This is a genomic window from Burkholderia sp. SJZ089 (assembly GCF_007828315.1).
Taxonomy (GTDB): Bacteria; Pseudomonadota; Gammaproteobacteria; order Burkholderiales; family Burkholderiaceae; genus Burkholderia; species Burkholderia gladioli.
This window is the reverse complement of record NZ_VIUM01000005.1, coordinates 76,645-92,224: the sequence shown is the minus strand read 5'-3', so window position 1 is coordinate 92,224 and position 15,580 is coordinate 76,645. Positions and strand designations below refer to the sequence as shown.

At 70.2% G+C, this 15,580-nt stretch carries 16 protein-coding genes; 7 read left to right on the top strand and 9 right to left on the bottom strand.

What is annotated here, in order from left to right:
• Nucleotides 1-161: 161 nt before the first annotated feature.
• The 6 genes from FB600_RS10770 to FB600_RS10745 all read left to right on the top strand — a co-directional run bounded on the left by FB600_RS10770 (nt 162) and on the right by FB600_RS10745 (nt 6,267).
• Complete coding sequence (locus FB600_RS10770; RefSeq protein ID WP_025098396.1) at nt 162-1,022, top strand: MurR/RpiR family transcriptional regulator; 861 nt, start codon at nt 162-164, stop codon at nt 1,020-1,022.
• A gap of 79 nt (nt 1,023-1,101) precedes the next feature.
• Complete coding sequence (locus tag FB600_RS10765) at nt 1,102-2,028, top strand: LysR family transcriptional regulator (RefSeq protein ID WP_145756833.1); 927 nt, start codon at nt 1,102-1,104, stop codon at nt 2,026-2,028.
• A gap of 177 nt (nt 2,029-2,205) precedes the next feature.
• Entirely contained in the window at nt 2,206-3,261 is a 1,056-nt protein-coding gene (locus FB600_RS10760; protein WP_105821055.1) for an Ldh family oxidoreductase, read from the top strand.
• Nucleotides 3,262-3,348: 87 nt separating this feature from the next.
• The gene (locus FB600_RS10755) at nt 3,349-4,629 is read left to right on the top strand and encodes an MFS transporter (RefSeq protein ID WP_145756834.1); all 1,281 of its coding nucleotides are present in this window, start codon (nt 3,349-3,351) and stop codon (nt 4,627-4,629) included.
• Between the two features lie 21 nt (nt 4,630-4,650).
• Nucleotides 4,651-5,496: an alpha/beta fold hydrolase gene (locus FB600_RS10750; protein WP_164467537.1), complete on the top strand. Its 846-nt coding sequence runs from the start codon at nt 4,651-4,653 to the stop codon at nt 5,494-5,496.
• A 39-nt stretch (nt 5,497-5,535) separates the two neighbouring features.
• Nucleotides 5,536-6,267, top strand: coding sequence for an ABC transporter substrate-binding protein (locus FB600_RS10745; protein WP_096748890.1), 732 nt, complete (start codon nt 5,536-5,538; stop codon nt 6,265-6,267).
• A 131-nt stretch (nt 6,268-6,398) separates the two neighbouring features.
• Here the strand turns inward: FB600_RS10745 and FB600_RS10740 are convergent, their stop codons facing one another.
• Complete coding sequence (locus tag FB600_RS10740; protein WP_096748891.1) at nt 6,399-6,773, bottom strand: VOC family protein; 375 nt, start codon at nt 6,771-6,773, stop codon at nt 6,399-6,401.
• 52 nt (nt 6,774-6,825) lie between these two features.
• Nucleotides 6,826-7,623, bottom strand: coding sequence for a Type 1 glutamine amidotransferase-like domain-containing protein (locus FB600_RS10735; RefSeq protein ID WP_244133347.1), 798 nt, complete (start codon nt 7,621-7,623; stop codon nt 6,826-6,828).
• A gap of 72 nt (nt 7,624-7,695) precedes the next feature.
• Between FB600_RS10735 and FB600_RS10730 the strand changes: the two genes are divergently transcribed.
• Nucleotides 7,696-7,893: a hypothetical protein gene (locus FB600_RS10730; protein WP_052409268.1), complete on the top strand. Its 198-nt coding sequence runs from the start codon at nt 7,696-7,698 to the stop codon at nt 7,891-7,893.
• Nucleotides 7,894-7,962: 69 nt separating this feature from the next.
• Here the strand turns inward: FB600_RS10730 and glgA are convergent, their stop codons facing one another.
• The 7 genes from glgA to FB600_RS10695 form a co-directional block, all read right to left on the bottom strand.
• Complete coding sequence (gene glgA / locus FB600_RS10725) at nt 7,963-9,627, bottom strand: glycogen synthase GlgA (protein WP_096748899.1); 1,665 nt, start codon at nt 9,625-9,627, stop codon at nt 7,963-7,965.
• A gap of 325 nt (nt 9,628-9,952) precedes the next feature.
• Nucleotides 9,953-10,594, bottom strand: a complete 642-nt coding sequence (locus tag FB600_RS10720) for a DUF1109 domain-containing protein (RefSeq protein WP_096748900.1) — start codon at nt 10,592-10,594, stop codon at nt 9,953-9,955.
• Nucleotides 10,591-11,271 (bottom strand): sigma-70 family RNA polymerase sigma factor, encoded by a 681-nt coding sequence (locus FB600_RS10715; RefSeq protein ID WP_145756835.1) that lies wholly within the window; start codon nt 11,269-11,271, stop codon nt 10,591-10,593. Before FB600_RS10715 ends, FB600_RS10720 begins: the two co-directional genes overlap by 4 nt.
• 25 nt (nt 11,272-11,296) lie before the next feature.
• Nucleotides 11,297-11,833, bottom strand: coding sequence for a DoxX family protein (locus tag FB600_RS10710; protein WP_096748902.1), 537 nt, complete (start codon nt 11,831-11,833; stop codon nt 11,297-11,299).
• 237 nt (nt 11,834-12,070) lie between these two features.
• The gene (locus tag FB600_RS10705) at nt 12,071-12,919 is read right to left on the bottom strand and encodes an enoyl-CoA hydratase-related protein (RefSeq protein ID WP_096748903.1); all 849 of its coding nucleotides are present in this window, start codon (nt 12,917-12,919) and stop codon (nt 12,071-12,073) included.
• 33 nt (nt 12,920-12,952) lie between these two features.
• Nucleotides 12,953-13,393 (bottom strand): nuclear transport factor 2 family protein, encoded by a 441-nt coding sequence (locus FB600_RS10700; protein WP_096748904.1) that lies wholly within the window; start codon nt 13,391-13,393, stop codon nt 12,953-12,955.
• 45 nt (nt 13,394-13,438) lie between these two features.
• Nucleotides 13,439-15,460 (bottom strand): NADPH-dependent 2,4-dienoyl-CoA reductase, encoded by a 2,022-nt coding sequence (locus tag FB600_RS10695; RefSeq protein WP_098180836.1) that lies wholly within the window; start codon nt 15,458-15,460, stop codon nt 13,439-13,441.
• Nucleotides 15,461-15,580: the final 120 nt, after the last annotated feature.

Here is a 15,580-nt window from a genome sequence, read left to right as displayed (position 1 = left end):
CCGCCCGGTGGAGCAGGCGGCGGGCCGGGACTTGAACTGGGTTTAGAATTGCCGCTTCAGCCCATCCATCGGTTCGATGCGCAAGGCGGCGGGCCGCTCGATCCTCACCTCGGGCCCGCCGCTTCCCGCCGTTCCGTAACGAACCGCGCCCAGCGAACACCGTGTCACAACTCAACCTGATTCCGCACATCCGCAAACTGCTCGGCGAGCTGCGCCCGGCCGAGCAAAAGGTCGCCGAGCTGGTGCTGGACGATGTCGATTTCGCGCTGCATGCCAGCATCACCGAATTGGCCCAGCGCGCCAACGTATCGGAGCCGTCGGTCACGCGCTTCTGCCGCGCGGTCGGCACCGACGGGCTGCGCGATTTCAAGGTGAAGCTGGCGCAGAGCCTGTCGGGCGGCCTGTCCTATTCGCAGGCCTCGATCGAGCGCGACGACACCACCGCCACCCTGGTCGAGAAGATCTTCCACACCACCATCTCGGGCATCCAGCAGGCCTGCGACACGATCCAGACCGTCGAGCTGGAGGCCGCGATCCGGGCCATCTCCAGCGCGCGGCGGCTGATCTTCCTCGGCGTGGGCTCGGGTTCCGGGCTGGCGATCCAGGACGCCATGCTGCGCTTCCTGCGCCTGGACATCCCGACCAGCGCCTTCGCCGACGGCCATCTGCAGCGCCTGCACGCGGGGCTGGCCGAGCCGGGCGACGTGGTGTTCGCGATCTCGCATGCGGGGCGCAGCCCCGAAGTCAACGACAGCATCAAGATCGCCCGCAAGCGCGGCGCCACCACCATCGCCCTCACCAATGCGGGCGCCCCGCTGGTCGCGCTGGTCGACATCCCGGTGATCCTGCACATGCCCGGCACGGTCGACCCGAACACGCCGGGCGTGTCGCGGATCGTGCAGCTGTGCGTGATCGACGCCATCTCGATCGGCGTGTCGCTGCGCCAGGACTCGGTGATGCTGGAGAAGCTCCGGCGCGCCAAGGCCGCGCTGCACGCGAGCCCCTCGCCGAAGGAAGCCTGAGGCGGCGCGATCGCGGCGCACGGGAAACCGTCGCGCCCGCCCTGCGCGTGCCGCGTCGTGATCCCAGCCTGCCCCATCCATGAACTTCGACCTCTCCGACCTTCGCGCCTTCGTCGCCTCCGCCGATTTCGGCAGCTTCCGCGCCGCGGCCGATTCGCTGCACCTCTCGCCTTCCGCCCTGTCGCGGCGCGTCGAGAAGCTCGAATCGGCGCTCGGCGTGAAGCTGTTGGAGCGCACCACGCGCCGGATGGAGCTGACCGTGGCGGGGCGCGCCTTCATCGACAAGGCGCGCAACGTGCTGACCGAGCTCGAGAGCTCGCTGTTCGGCATGGAGGACCTGGGGCGGCGCCTGACGGGCCTGGTCACCATCGCCTGCGTGCCGTCCGCGGTCAGCTTCTTCCTGCCCGACACGGTCAAGCGCTATCACCACGCCTACCCCGGCATCCGCGTGCGGCTGATCGACGAGAACTCCTCGGTGGTGTTTCTCTCGGTGGCGCGCGGCGAGGCCGATTTCGGGCTCACCTACATCGGCACCCAGGAGCCCGATATCGAGTTCACGCCGATCCTGCAGGACCCGTTCGTGCTGGCCTGCCAGCGCGATCATCCGCTGGCGCGCAAGCGCTCGGTGAGCTGGGCCGAGCTGGCCGAGCAGCCGGACTACATGCTGCTCGCGCAAGGCAGCGGCAACCGCACCCTGATCGACCACGCCCTGGCCAGCTCGGTGCGCCAGCCCAACTGGTTCTGCGAGGTGCAGCACGTGCCGGCGCTGGTGAGCATGATCGAGGCGGGGCTCGGCATCGGCATCGTGCCCAGGCTGGCGCTGCCGGGCGACCGTCATCGCGCGCTGGTCAGCGTGCCGGTGACCGAGCCGGCCGTGGTTCGCACGCTCGGCGTGATCCGCCGCAAGAACCGGCCGCTGGGGGTGGCCGCGCAGCACTTCTTCGACATGCTGGTGCATCCGCGCGAAGCGCCGCGTCGCCGCGCCGAACCCCGCCCGGCAGCCTGAAACGAGCGCCGCGCGGGCCGGCGCGGCGGGCTTCGATTCGCGCGTTTCTCGCATCAATCGAACGAAAAAATGCGTTTGTCACGGTAATCGCCTCGGCCACATCATGAACGGAACAGGAGCGGCCCATCGCGGCGCCGCCCGACATTCCGATTCGCGATCCAGGAGACGACGCATTCCATGACCCAAGCCACCACTTCCAGCGGCATCCTCGGCAAGGCCGAACTGACCGACCTGACGATCGAGGCGCTGTGCGCGCTCGGCCTGGCGCGCGACGATGCCGCCGAGGCCGCCACCATCCTGGTGCTGGCCGACCTGTTCGGGCTGCGCACCCACGGCACCGGCCGCATCGAATCCTATGGCGCGCGCCTGCGCATCGGCGGCATCAAGGCCCGGCCCGAGATTCGCGCCGAGCAGCTCGGCCCGGCGCTGCACCGGCTCGACGGCGACAACGGCGTGGGCCCGCTGGTCGGCTATCGCGCGCTGCAGCTCGGCATGAAGGCGGCGCGCGAACAGGGCATCGCCTGCGTGCTGGTGCGCGGCAGCAATCATTTCGGCCCGGTCTCGCCCTACAGCTACCTGGCCGCCGAGCAGGGTTTCGCCAGCATCATCGGCAGCAATGCCACCACCACCATCGCCCCCTGGGGCGGCACCGACGCCCGGCTCGGCAACAGCCCGGTGGGCTTCGGCGTGCCCAATCCGGGCGGCCGCCCCTTCATGCTGGACATGGCGATCAGCGTCGCGGCGCGCGCCAAGATCCGCAACGCGCTCAAGCGCGGCGAGTCGATCCCCGGCGACTGGGCCACCGACGCGCAAGGCCGCCCGACCACCGACCCGAAGGCGGCGCTCGACGGCTTCCTGCTGCCGATCGGCGGCCACAAGGGCTACGGCCTGGCGCTGGTGGTCGACCTGCTCGCCGGGCTGTTGTCGGGCGCGGCCTACCTCACGCACGTGAAGTCCTGGGAGGACGAGCCCGACCAGCCGCAGGACCTCGGCCACTTCTTCATCCTGATCGACACGCGCAGGCTGGGCAGCGGTGCCTGGCTGGCGCAGCGCATGGGCGACCACGCCGCGATCCTGCACGGCTCGGCGGCGGCCGACCCGGCCGCGCCGGTGGTGGTGCCGGGCGAGATCGAGCTGGCGCGCCTCGAGCGGCAGATGCGCGACGGCATCGATATCGGCGAGGCGCAGCGCGCGATGCTGGAAGCCGCCGCCGGCATCCGCCGCGAGGCCTGAGCCGGCCGCGGCACCTCGAGGGGAGACAGGCGGCGCAGCCGGCATCGAGCCCGGCCCGCGCCTCCATGACAAGCTAAGGAGCGGCATGTGACCAAGATCCGATGGCGTATCGTTTTGCTGCTGTTCATCGCGGGCTTCATCAACTACCTGGACCGCTCGGCGCTGTCCGTCGCGGCGCCCGCCGTCGCGCAGGAGCTGCATATCTCGCCGGCGCATCTCGGGCTGGTGTTCTCGACCTTCTTCATCGGCTACGCGGCCTTCAACTTCATCGGCGGCTGGGCGGCCGACCGCTGGGGGGGCAAGAACGTGTTCTCGGGTGCGATCCTGCTGTGGTCGCTGCTGTGCGGCGCCACCGGCCTGGCAAGCGGATTCGGCTCGCTGCTGGCGGTGCGCACCCTGTTCGGCATGGCCGAGGGGCCGCTGGCCACCACCATCAACAAGATCGTCAACAACTGGTTTCCGCACAGGGAATCGGCCACCGCCTTCGGCTTCGCCAACTGCGGGCTGCCGCTGGGCGGCGCGGTGGCGGGGCCGGTGGTCGGGCTGATGACCGCCGCCTATGGATGGCGCGTCGCGTTCGCCGGCATCGCCTGCTTCGGGCTGGTCTGGCTGCTGTTCTGGCATCGGCTGGCGACCGACCGGCCGCGGCAGCATCCGCGCGTCTCGATGCAGGAGCGCGAGCTGATCGAATCGGATCGCAGCGTGCCGGAGACGCCGGCCGACGTGCAGCGGCTCGGCACCTACCTGCGGCAGCCGGCGATCCTCGCGGCGATGATCTCCTACTTCGGCTACAGCTACATCCTGTTCTTCTTCCTCACCTGGTTCCCGAGCTTCCTGACCATGGACCGGCACCTGAGCCTGAAGAGCATGAGCCTGGCCACGGTGCTGCCCTGGCTGCTCGGCTTCATCGGCTACGGCCTGAGCGGGCTGCTGTCGGACTGGATCTTCCGGCGCACCGGCAATGCGCTGCGCGCGCGCAAGTGGGTGCTGATCGTCTGCCTCGGCACGGCCGGCATCTGCGTGGCGCTGGCCGGCGCGGTGACCACCACGCTCGGCGCGCTGCTGCTGATGGCGCTCGGCGTGTTCGCGCTGTATCTGAGCGGCAGCACCTACTGGGCGCTGATCCAGGACACCATTCCCGGCCCGAAGCTCGGCAGCGTCGGCGGCTGCGTGCATTCGATCGCGAATTGCGCGGGTATCGTCGGCCCGGCCGTGACGGGTTTGCTGGTGCAGGAAAGCCATACCTTCTTCAGCGCCTTCGTGCTGGCGGGAGCGATCGCCCTGGCCAGCGTGCTCGCGGTGGCCGTCCTGCTGCGCCCGGGCGCAGCGGCCGGGATCGAGGCGAATGCGGCGCGCGCGGCAGGCTGAGCTTCGATGATGCGATCATCCATGTCACTGCCGCCGATGCCCGGCGAAGGCTTCGCGCCGGATTTCGTCGCCGCGCTGCCGGCACGGCGGCTGGCCGCCGGGGGGGCACTGTACGTGGCCGATGCGGGCGACGTGGGCGAGCCGCGCCTGTTGTTCGTGCATGGCGCATTCCACGGCGCCTGGTGCTTCGGGGCATGGATGCAATGCCTGGACGAGATCGGCATCGCCTCGGCGGCCCTCGACCTGGCCGGGCATGGTTTCCTCGCGAACGAGGCCCTGCCGCTAACCACGACCCTCGACGATTACGCGGAAGCGATCGTCGAAGCCGCCTCGCTGCCGCGCCGTGGCCTCACCGTGGTCGGCCATAGCCTGGGCGCGCTGGCGGTGGCGCGGGCGGCGGCACGCATCGAGTTCGCCGGCATCGTGCTGCTCGCGCCCTCGCCGCCCGGCAACCTGCCCGGCGCGGCTCGCGTGGCCGGCGTGGCGCCGGGTGAACCGGTGGCGCCGCCTGCGTACGAGCTCGCGCTGCAACGCTATCTCGGCGGCCAGGCCCGGGCATGGAGCGAGCACTGGTATCGCCTGCTGGGCCGGGAAAGCCCCGCCGCGCTGAACGATCGCTACACGCTTGGCCTGGCCGTCGATCCGGCGCCGCTCGCGCGCAAGACGCACGTCGTGTCGGCCGGCCTCGACGATCCGGCGCGCCACCCCGAAGGCCAGGACGCCGCGATCGCGCGCTTCTACGGCGCCTCGTATCGCCTGCTCGCCGACGCGCCGCATTGCCTGATGCTCGGCCCGCATTCGGCGCTCGCGCTCGCCGAGGTGCTGGACTGGCATCGGCGTCCCGGCGGCGGCGTCACGCCTCGATAGACGACATCCCCCTTCCACTCTCGACTTGATTCCATCGCCATGACACTCGATCCGTCCTTGCTTCAGGCCTTCGCCCCCGAAGGCAGGCTGCGTGCCTCCATCAACCTCGGCAACCCGATCCTCGCCGGCAAGGACGCCGCGGGCGAGCCGGCCGGCGTGTCGGTCGACCTCGCGCGCGCCCTCGCCGAGCGCCTCGGCGTCGAACTGGAACTGGTGGTGTTCGATGCGGCGGGCAAGTCGGTGCAGGCCGTCGGCGAGGAGCGCGCCGATTTCGGTTTCTTCGCCATCGATCCGCTGCGCGGCGAAACCATCGCCTTCACCGAGCCCTATGTCCTGATCGAAGGTTATTACCTGGTGCGCGATGCCTCGCCGATACGCGGCAACCAGGACGTGGATGCCGCCGGGCATCGCGTGGTGGTCGGCCAGGGCAGCGCCTACGACCTGTTCCTGACGCGCAGCCTGAAGCATGCGCGAATCGTGCGCGCGCCCACCTCGCCGACGGTCGTCGAGACCTTCCTCGAACAGGGGCTGGAGGTGGCGGCGGGTGTCAGGCAGCAACTGCAAGCCGATGCCAGCACCACGCCCGGCCTGCGCCTGCTCGACGAGCGCTTCATGGTGATCCGGCAGGCGATGGGCTTGCCCAAGCGCCGCGGCCCCGCCGCGGCGCGGGCCCTGCATGACTTCGTCGAGGCGATGAAGGCCTCGGGCTTCGTCGCCGAGGCGCTGGCGCGGCACGGCATCGTCGGCGCGTCGGTGGCGCCGGCGGCGTGAAGCTTGGCGCGAGGCGGGGTCACGATCGTGCAATTCCGCAGCTATGCGCAGTTCGACGATTTTTGCGCTCGTATCGGGGCACAAGTCCAGCGGCTGGTGTTGCACCGCCTGCTCCCTTTCAATGAAGTCGCTCAAACCTCCGGGCTGTGGCACACCATCTCGATGTTGTGCCCGTCCGGGCCGATCACGAAGGCCGCGTAGTAGTTCGCGTGGTAATGCGCTCGCAGCCCGGGCGCGCCGTTGTCCTTGCCGCCGGCCGCCAGCGCCGCGCGATGGAAGGCATCGACCTGCTCGCGATGATCCGCCGTGAAGGCCAGGTGCAGGTGCGCGGGCCTCTCGTCGGTCTGGTACAGGCACAGGGAGGCCTTGCCCTTGGGACTCATTTCGATGCCGTAGGTCGGCACGCCCTCGCCGAGCACCGCGACGCCGATCGGCTCGAGTGCCTTGAGGAAGAAATGTCTACTTGCCGCGTAATCGCTGACGCCGAATTTGACATGGTCGAACATGAATGGCTCCTGGCAAGGGGATGCGAGACGATGACACAAGCGCGCGATGTCTTCAATCCTCGTTTCGAGCAGGATGCGCCTGCCCGCCATCGTATCGACGGACTCGCCCGAATAGCTCGATATCCTCACCATCGACCACGATGCCCGCGCCGTCGGGGCAAGCATGCAGGTTCGGCAGGGTCGACGACAGGCTGCGCTGCCAGGCCATCAGGTTCGCCGGATCGAAATGCGGCCAGAAGCGGAAGTCGACCAAGGCGAGCCCGGCATCGTCGGTCGATTCCGGATCCCGGATGTCCCCGCACAACAGCGCCGATTCGATGCTCGGCGTCATCAGGATCGCGCCCGCGCTGACGCCGATCAGCACGCCGCCCTCGGCCGCGTAGCGGGCCAGGCGTGAAAGCCCATCGCCGCGCCGCAGCCAGGACAGGAAGGAAAAAGTGTTGCCGCCCGACAGGTGGATCGCATCGCACGACAGCACCGCCGACCATGCCGCCTCGGACGCGGGATCGCGCGGATCCACCCGCGCGTCCAGTTCCGCGCCGATCGAGCGATAGTAATCGGCCTGACGATGGAAATAGAGAAGCCGTGGGTCGGGCTCGGCGGGAACATGGCCGATCCGTGGGCGCTCGCGACCGATCAGCTGCAGCAGGCGCGCGTTCATGGCCTCGTTGCCTGGCGCTTCCTGATCGCTGTACAAGGCCAGTCTTCGGTGAATCGGCATGATGCCTCCGGTCGGTTTCGCGTTGGCGGGATTGTCCCGTGACTGGCGCCGGCGCTCAAGCCAGCGTCGCCTGCTCCCGGAGCATGCCGTACAGCGCCTGCGCCGCGGGCAGCCGATCGACGTGGTCAATCCCGAGGTGCTGGCACGCGCGCGAACGCCGGGCGACGACGCCGTCGAAGCCCTGATTCTCGACCTGCTGGAATGGATCGGCTCTGGCGCGGGGCCTACAGCGAGGTGATGGAGGCCTGGCGCGCCTCGTGCCCGCGCCTGCCGGTCTGGGAGAAAGCCGGCGCGCGCGGTTACCTGGAGCGCAGTCACGCGCCGGTTGGCGTCGCCGAGGTGAGCGGCAGCGAGGCCGGCGCGGCTTGTCCGAGGGCGCGCCGCAAGACGCCAGGGTGAGATCCGCTGGATTCACGGCGGCTCGCCAGCGTGACGAGCCGAATACGTCGATGCCCCTGCCTTCCTCGTTCAGGCCCCGCTGCTGGCCTGCTGAGCGGCGGCGTTGCCACCACGACGCGACGCCAGTCCGGCGCCGCCGTAGCGTTCGGCAGCCGGCTGCGGCCTGATCTGCGGCGCGGTGGCTGCCGGGCGCGCACGCGCCGGCTGCACCGCCTTGCGTTCCTCGCGCAGGGCCGGCAGGTCGACCAGCGAGCGGTACAACTCGAGATAGCGCTTGGTTGGCCCGGCCCAGCTCGAATCGCGCTGCATCGCATTGCGTTGCAGGACCCGCCACGCCTGCGGCTGGCCGAACAGATCGAAGGCGCGCTCGAGCGCCTGCACGATGTCCTCCGCGCGCTCGCCGTCGAACAGGAAGCCGGTGGCGCCCTGCTCCGGCGTGGCGCGCTCGTGCTCGTGCGGTGCCGCGTCGGCCGCGCGGTGATCGACGATCGTATCGGCCAGCCCGCCCACGCGCGAGGCGACCGGGATCGTGCCGTAGCGCATCGCGTAGAGCTGGGTGAGCCCGCAGGGCTCGAAGCGGCTCGCGTGCAGCAGGATGTCGGCGCCGGCATGCAGCCGGTGCGCACGCGGCTCGTCGTAGCCGATATGCACGCCGAGCCGCCCCGGCCAGCGCGCCGCGAGCTGGCGCAGCTCGTATTCGATGCTGGCCTCGCCCTGCCCCAGCACGGCGAACTGCGCGCGCGGCCAGCGCGCCAGCGCGGCCGGAATCGCCTCGCACAGCCGGTCGGCCAGCTTCTGCGTGGTCAGGCGGCTGCCGATCGCCACCAGCGGCGCGAACGGATCGGTCGGCAGTCCGTAGCTCTGCTGCAGCGCACGCTTGCAGGCATGCTTGCCGACCAGGTCGTCGACGCCGTAGCCCTGCGCGATCAGGCTGTCGTGGCGCGGGTCCCAGAGCGTGTCGTCGATGCCGTTGACGATCCCCGAGAGCTTGTCGCGATGCGCTTCCAGCACGCCTTCCATGCGATTGCCGAAGCGCGGCGTGAGGATCTCGCGCGCATAACGCTCGCTGACGGCCGACAGGCGGTCGGCATAGACGATCGCCGCCTTCATGCAGCTCAGCGCGCCGTAGAACTCGATGCTGTGCGGCTCGTGCGGCGCGGCGGCCAGCAGCTCGGACGGAATCCCCGCGTAGGGCGCGAGGCCCGGCGGATAGTTGCCCTGGAAGGCCAGGTTGTGGATCGTGAACACGCTGCGCGCCGGCGCGCCCGCCAGCTTCATCAGGAGCGGCGTGAGGCCGGTGTGCCAGTCGTGCGCGTGGACGATGTGCGGGCGCTTCACGCCGCGCACGCCCGAGGCGATCCGCGCGGCGGCCGCCGACAGCGAGGCGAAGCGCACGAAGTTGTCGAGGTAGTCGCGGCCGCCCTCGTCCTGGTAGAGGCCGCTGCCGCGATGGCCATACAGGTGATTCATTTCCAGCAGCAGCACCGGCACGCCGGTGTCGGGCATCGCGGCGCGCCACAATCGCGCGTCGCCGCCGGGCAAATCGCGCAGGTAGCCGAGCGGCGTGGGCGCGAGCGCCTGGTCGAAGGCACTTTCATAGCCGGGCAGCAGGATCGACACGTCGATTCCGCGTTGACGCAGCGCGCTCGCGCAGGCGCTGACCATATCGCCGAGACCGCCGCTCTTGGCAAGCGGCGCCGCTTCGGCGGCGACCATCAGGACATTTGGCGCCAAGGTAACTCCCAGTTCGGACAGGTGATGGACGGGCTTTCGTTGGCATGTCGTGGCATGCCGCCCCCTGGCTTTAGCAAGCTCCAAGCCAGGTCTGTCGAATGGTGGAAAAAAACGCGCGGGGCCGCGTCGCGTCATGCGGCGGTGCGGCATGGATTCGCCGGCGCTCGGGAGCCGGCTTGCCTGGCCCTTGTAGTTTTGACATCGCCGCGACAGCGACTTGTACTTTTGGCCGCCGGGCTTGCGTGGCACGGCATACCGGCGGGAATCCGGATACTCGCGAGCGGCTTTCCGGCGCTCGCCCGGCCCGCCGCCAGGCAAGCCGGCGCTACCAGCGCAGCACGCGCGGCCCGAGCAGCCCGCCCGCCAGCGCCGGCACCCCCATCCCCACCAGGTACCAGAGCGCCCAGAACGGCACGGCCGTCTCGGGGCAGCGCAGGCAATACACCAGGGTGCCGATCGCGCCGGCCAGCAGCCCGGCCACGCGGCCGGCCGCGACGGGCCGGGTGGCGGCCAGGCCGCGCATCGCGTGCAGCAGCACCGCCAGGGCCGGCATCGACAGCCCCGCGATATAGAGCGAGCAGGTGCGCCAGGTATGACCCAGCAGCAGGCCCGCGCGCGCGCCGGGCGGCGCGGTGGCCAGCACCAGCGCCGCCGCGACCGCCACCAGCGCCACCGGCAGGCCGAGCGCGAGCCACGCCCGCCCGACCTTCACGCCGGGCTGCGAGAGCCGCGCGGCGGTCCACAAGGCCGCCAGCGTCATCGAGGCCGGCAGCATCACCTTGGCCCAGAACATCGGCCGCAGGATCGCCGCCTCGATGCGGCCGGTATTGCCCCAGATCAGCGGCAGCAACAGCAGCGCCGCCGCCAGGCCGGCCGCCACGGCCCAGCCGAGCCGCCGGGCCACGGCCGCGCGTCCCGGCGCGCGCGGCGCCTCCACCAGGTTCGCGATCAGTTCCTCGGTGTTCATGGTTCGTTCCCCGCGCTTTCCGCGTTTTTCGCGTTTTCCGTCCCCTTGCCCCGGATTCGCGCGGCCAGCGCCTTCAGCCCGCGATGCACGCCCACCTTCACGGCCGATTCCGAAAGCCCCGTGGCCGAGGCCGTTTCCGCCACCGACATGCCGAGCAGGCGCGTGTGCTCGATCGGCACGCGCTGGCCCTTCGGCAGCGTCGCCAGCAGTTGCCGCAAGTCGCGCCGGGCGTCGACGGCCTCGTCGGCCGCCTCGACGAACAGCTCGCCATCGTCGTCGAGCGGCGTGTGCAGCGCGTCCCAGCGATAGCGCGCGCGATGGTGGTCGGCCACCTTGTAGCGCACGATCGCGCTGATCCAGGCCGTCAGCGGCACCTCGGGCCGGAAGGTGGAGAGCCCGTGATGGACCGCGATCAGCACCTCCTGCAGCAGGTCCTCGAGATCCTCGTCGCTGCGGCGCAGCTTGGCGCGCAGGCGCACGCGCAGCAACCGCGTCAGCTCGACCAGGAAGTCGCGATAGGCGGCCTTGTCGCCCTCGATCGAGCGCAGCAGCAGCGCGGTCAGCCGCTGCTCGGCGTCGCCCGGCTGGGGTGCCGCGCGCCCCCCGGCGGCGCGGGCCGGCGCGGCATCGGGCGACCGATCCGGCTCGCCTGCCAGGCTCAGGAACGGGCTTGCCATCGGCGAAAGCACGAGGATGGCCCGCTCAAGCCGTCACGCGCCGCGCCGCGCCGGCGAGCCGCGCGTACCAGGGCGCGAGCCGGCGATCGAGGGCGAACGGCCCCGAGCCGCCGAAGGCCAGCGTCAGCAGGCCGGCGACATAGAGCAGATCGGTCTCGACGCCGGGCGGCCCGAATGTCGGCACGCCGTCGACCACGTCCATCAGCTTGATCGAGGTGAAGCCGTAGGGCAGGTGCACGCCCAGCATCGCCACCAGCAGCACCGCCAGCATCGGCCAGGCCACCAGCGGCACGAAGGCGCCGGCCAGCACCGCCAGGCCGCCGCCGAGCTCGATCGCGATGGTCGCCCAGGCCATCAGGTGCGGCGCCGGTACGCCGATCCCGTGCAGGATCGCCGCGAAATGTTCGGGCTGCTTGAGGATCTTGGCGTAGCCGTGCGCGAGAAAGCCGTAGCCGACGATCGCGCGCACCGGCAGCGGCGCGTAGGCCTGCAGCCGCGCGGCCAGCCAGGCGGGGTCGAACAGCCGGAGCAGCGTGCGGGGCGAGGAGGAGCTTGGCGTCATGTCGGGATCCTGTGGTGAACCGGCGCCCGGCGGGCGCCGGGCCGTCGTGCCGCGCTGCGGGAGTGCAGGCGCGGCGTCTGTCTTCACCAGATCGCTCGACAGGCGCGTTCGGTTACAGCACGCGCGGAATTTCCCGGGCGGGGCCGCCCCGCCCTCGCCGAACCTCGCTTGACGAATGACTTTGCAAGGCAGCGCGCGGGCCGCCCCCGGCTTCGAGGCAGGGGCGAATCGAGAGCATCAGCCGGCGCGCGGCGTCTCCAGCTCGAACAAGGGCGGCAAGTCGTCGAAGTCGGGATCGCGCCGGGTTTGCCAGGCCTGCACCGCCGCGAGCAGGTCGGCCGGATCGAAGATCGCGCTCTGCAGCACCGCCATCTGGCGCAGCGATTCGTCGGTGCCGTGGTCGCGCGCGAAGTTCATCGCGAGCTTGGTGCCGGCCACCGCCAGCGGCGATTTCGCGGCGATCTCGCGCGCGAGCTCCATGGCCCGCTGCAGCAGCGCCCCGGCATCGGGCAGCACCGCATTGACGAGGCCCAGCGCCAAGGCGCGCTCCGCGCCCACGCGCTCGCTGGTATAGGCCATTTGCCGAGCGGCGCCCGCGGGGATCAGCCGGCCCAGGCGCTGCAGCACGCCCAGGTCCGCCGTCATGCCGATCTGGGTTTCCTGCAGGCAGAAGAAGGCGTCGGTCGAGCACAGGCGGATATCGCAGGCGGCGGCCAGGTCGAGCCCGCCGCCGATGCAGCCGCCCTGCACCGCGCAGATCACCGGGAAGCGCGCCTTGTCGAGCACGTCGAAACAGTTCATCAGGCCCGCCAGCGCGTGCTGGAAACCGAGCCGCCGGCGCGGGCTGCCGGTATCGAAGTCGCCCATCATCCTGGCGAACTCCTGGAAATCCATGCCGGCGGAAAAATGCTTGCCGGTCGAGCTGATCACCAGCGCGCGGACCTCGCCGCCCTGGTCCAGCGCGCGCACGTGATCGCGCAGGCCGGTGAAGAAGGCGCGATCCATGACGTTGAATTGATCCGGGCGGCTCAGTTGCAGATGCGCGACGCCCTTGTCGATATCGAGCTGGAAATGATCGCTGCTCATCGGAACACTCTCTGCTCTGGAAGGTGGATGAGGTCAGACACCGGCCTTGAAGCCGGGCAGTACGGCGCCGAGACGGGCGCCCATTTCCGCGCCCAGCAACTGCAGCGCGTTGAGCGGGCGGATCATCACCTCGAACTCGACGATCCGCCCCTGGTCGTCGAAGCGGATCATGTCGATGCCCTTGAGCTGCCTGCCCTGCACCGTGGCGCTGAACTCGAGCACGACGTCGAGCCCGCCGGCGCCGGCGAACTCGCGGTGGTAGCTGAAGTCCTCGAGGATCGTGATCACCGTGCGCAGCGCCATCAGCAGGGCCGGCGCGGGGCCATAGGGATGGAAGGCCATCGGCGAGCGAAAGCGCGCTTCGGGATGGACGAGGGCGTCCAGGCCGTCGAGATCGCGGCGGGCCACCATCTCGTGCCAGCTCGCCAGCGAGCGCGCCACGGCGGGGTTCAGGTTCAGGCTTGCGTGGTCCATGGCGGCTCCGCTTGCTGGGTTCGGTGAAGGAGAAAGGGCGCGGGCTCAGAGCCTCGCGGCGAGCGTGGTGCCCTGGTGGATCGCGCGCTTGGCGTCGAGCTCGCCGGCCTCGGCCGCGCCGCCGATCACATGCACGCGCACGCCCGCCGCCTCGAGCTGGTCGGCCAGCTCGCGCAAGGGCTCCTGCCCCGCGCAGATCACCACGTTGTCCACCGGCAGCACCTGCGGCTCGCCATCGATGCTCAGGTGCAGGCCCTCGTCGTCGATGCGCCGGTATTCCACCGCCGGCACCATCTTCACGCCGCGCGCCTTGAGCGCCGCGCGATGGATCCAGCCGGTGGTCTTGCCGAGCCCGTCGCCGACCTTCGACGCCTTGCGCTGCAGCAGGTAGACCTGGCGCGCGGCCCGGGCCGGCTGCGGCAGGCGCAGGCCGCCGCGCTCGGCATAGGCGGTGTCCACGCCCCATTCGGCGAAGAACTTCGCGGCGTCCAGGCTGGCCGATTCGCCTTCGTGCACCAGGTACTCGGCCACGTCGAAGCCGATCCCGCCCGCGCCGACGATGGCCACCTTGCGACCCACCGGCTTGTCGTCGCGCAGCACGTCGAGATAGGCGAGCGCCTTGGGATGGTCCAGGCCCTCGATCGGCGGCCGGCGCGGCACGATGCCGGTGGCCACCACCACCTCGTCGAACTGCTCCCGCAACAGTGCCTCACCGCTGGCGCGCTCGCCCAGGCGCAGCGTCACGCCGGTCGATTCGATGCGGCGGCGGAAGTAGCGCAGCGTCTCGTGGAATTCCTCCTTGCCCGGCACCTTCTTGGCGAGATTGAACTGGCCGCCGATCTCGGCGGCCGCCTCGATCAGCGTGACCTCGTGGCCGCGCTCGGCCGCCGTGACCGCGCATGCCAGCCCCGCCGGCCCCGCGCCGACCACGGCGATGCGCTTGCGTTGCCCGGCCGGCGCGATCACGATCTCGGTCTCGTGGCAGGCGCGCGGATTGACCAGGCAGGAGGTGACCTTGCCGGCGAAGGTGTGATCGAGGCAGGCCTGGTTGCAGCCGATGCAGGTGTTGATCTCGTCGCCGCGTCCTTCGCGGGCCTTGCGCACGAAATCCGCATCGGCCAGGAACGGGCGCGCCATCGACACCATGTCGCAAGCGCCATCGGCCAGCAGGCTTTCCGCCGTCTCGGGCGTGTTGATGCGGTTGGTGGCCACCAATGGCACGCTCACCTGCCCCATCAGCGCCTGGGTCACCCAGGCATAGGCCGCGCGCGGCACCTTGGTGGCGATGGTGGGCACCCGCGCCTCGTGCCAGCCGATGCCGGTGTTGATGATGGTGGCGCCGGCCTGCTCGATCGCGCGGGCCAGCTGGATCACCTCGTCGAGCGTCGAGCCGCCTTCCACCAGGTCGAGCATCGACAGGCGGTAGATCAGGATGAAACGGGGCCCGACGCGCTCGCGCACGCGGCGCACGATCTCGACCGGGAAGCGGATGCGCTGCGTGTAGTCCCCGCCCCAGCGATCTTTGCGGTGATTGGTGCGCGCCGCGATGAATTCGTTGATGAGGTAGCCCTCGGAACCCATGATCTCCACGCCGTCGTAGCCGGCATGCTGGGCCAGTGCCGCGCAGCGCACGAAGTCGTCGATGGTCTGCTCGACTTCCTCGTCGCCGAGTTCGTGCGGTACGAAGGAATTGATCGGCGCCTGGATCGCGCTCGGCGCCACCAGGTTCGGTTGATAGGAATAGCGCCCGAAATGCAGGATCTGCATCGCGATCTTGCCGCCTTCGGCATGCACCGCATCGGTCACGCGGCGATGCGGTTCCGCCTCGGCCTCGTTGCTCAGCATCGCGCCGCCGCGCATCGGCCGCCCGCGTTCGTTCGGTGCGATGCCGCCCGTCACGATCAGCCCCACCTCGCCGCGCGCGCGCTCGGCGTAGAAGGCGGCCATGCGCTCGAAGCCGTTGGGCGCCTCTTCGAGGCCGATATGCATCGAGCCCATCAGGACGCGATTTCTCAGGGTGGTGAAGCCAAGGTCGAGCGGGCGCAGCAGGTTCGGATAGGGGATCATGGTTTTTATGCAACCAGTTGCATTCGGGTTTCGGGCATACTGCAACCAGTTGCATTAACAGTCAAGCGCGGGCGCTGGATGCTTTCCACTAGGCGCCCCCGCCCTCTTTCCGGTTCGAGA

Excerpts from the sequence above, each read along its gene's own strand:
- FB600_RS10720 (WP_096748900.1), bottom strand. The coding sequence starts at position 10,594 with ATGAACACCGAGGAACTGATCGCGAACCTGGTGGAGGCGCCGCGCGCG.
- FB600_RS10765 (WP_145756833.1), top strand. The coding sequence starts at position 1,102 with ATGAACTTCGACCTCTCCGACCTTCGCGCCTTCGTCGCCTCCGCCGAT.
- FB600_RS10695 (WP_098180836.1), bottom strand. The coding sequence starts at position 15,460 with ATGATCCCCTATCCGAACCTGCTGCGCCCGCTCGACCTTGGCTTCACC.
- FB600_RS10715 (WP_145756835.1), bottom strand. The coding sequence starts at position 11,271 with ATGGCAAGCCCGTTCCTGAGCCTGGCAGGCGAGCCGGATCGGTCGCCC.
- FB600_RS10705 (WP_096748903.1), bottom strand. The coding sequence starts at position 12,919 with ATGAGCAGCGATCATTTCCAGCTCGATATCGACAAGGGCGTCGCGCAT.
- FB600_RS10730 (WP_052409268.1), top strand. The coding sequence starts at position 7,696 with ATGGATCGGCTCTGGCGCGGGGCCTACAGCGAGGTGATGGAGGCCTGG.
- FB600_RS10760 (WP_105821055.1), top strand. The coding sequence starts at position 2,206 with ATGACCCAAGCCACCACTTCCAGCGGCATCCTCGGCAAGGCCGAACTG.
- FB600_RS10750 (WP_164467537.1), top strand. The coding sequence starts at position 4,651 with ATGTCACTGCCGCCGATGCCCGGCGAAGGCTTCGCGCCGGATTTCGTC.
- FB600_RS10700 (WP_096748904.1), bottom strand. The coding sequence starts at position 13,393 with ATGGACCACGCAAGCCTGAACCTGAACCCCGCCGTGGCGCGCTCGCTG.
- FB600_RS10740 (WP_096748891.1), bottom strand. The coding sequence starts at position 6,773 with ATGTTCGACCATGTCAAATTCGGCGTCAGCGATTACGCGGCAAGTAGA.
- FB600_RS10710 (WP_096748902.1), bottom strand. The coding sequence starts at position 11,833 with ATGACGCCAAGCTCCTCCTCGCCCCGCACGCTGCTCCGGCTGTTCGAC.
- FB600_RS10745 (WP_096748890.1), top strand. The coding sequence starts at position 5,536 with ATGACACTCGATCCGTCCTTGCTTCAGGCCTTCGCCCCCGAAGGCAGG.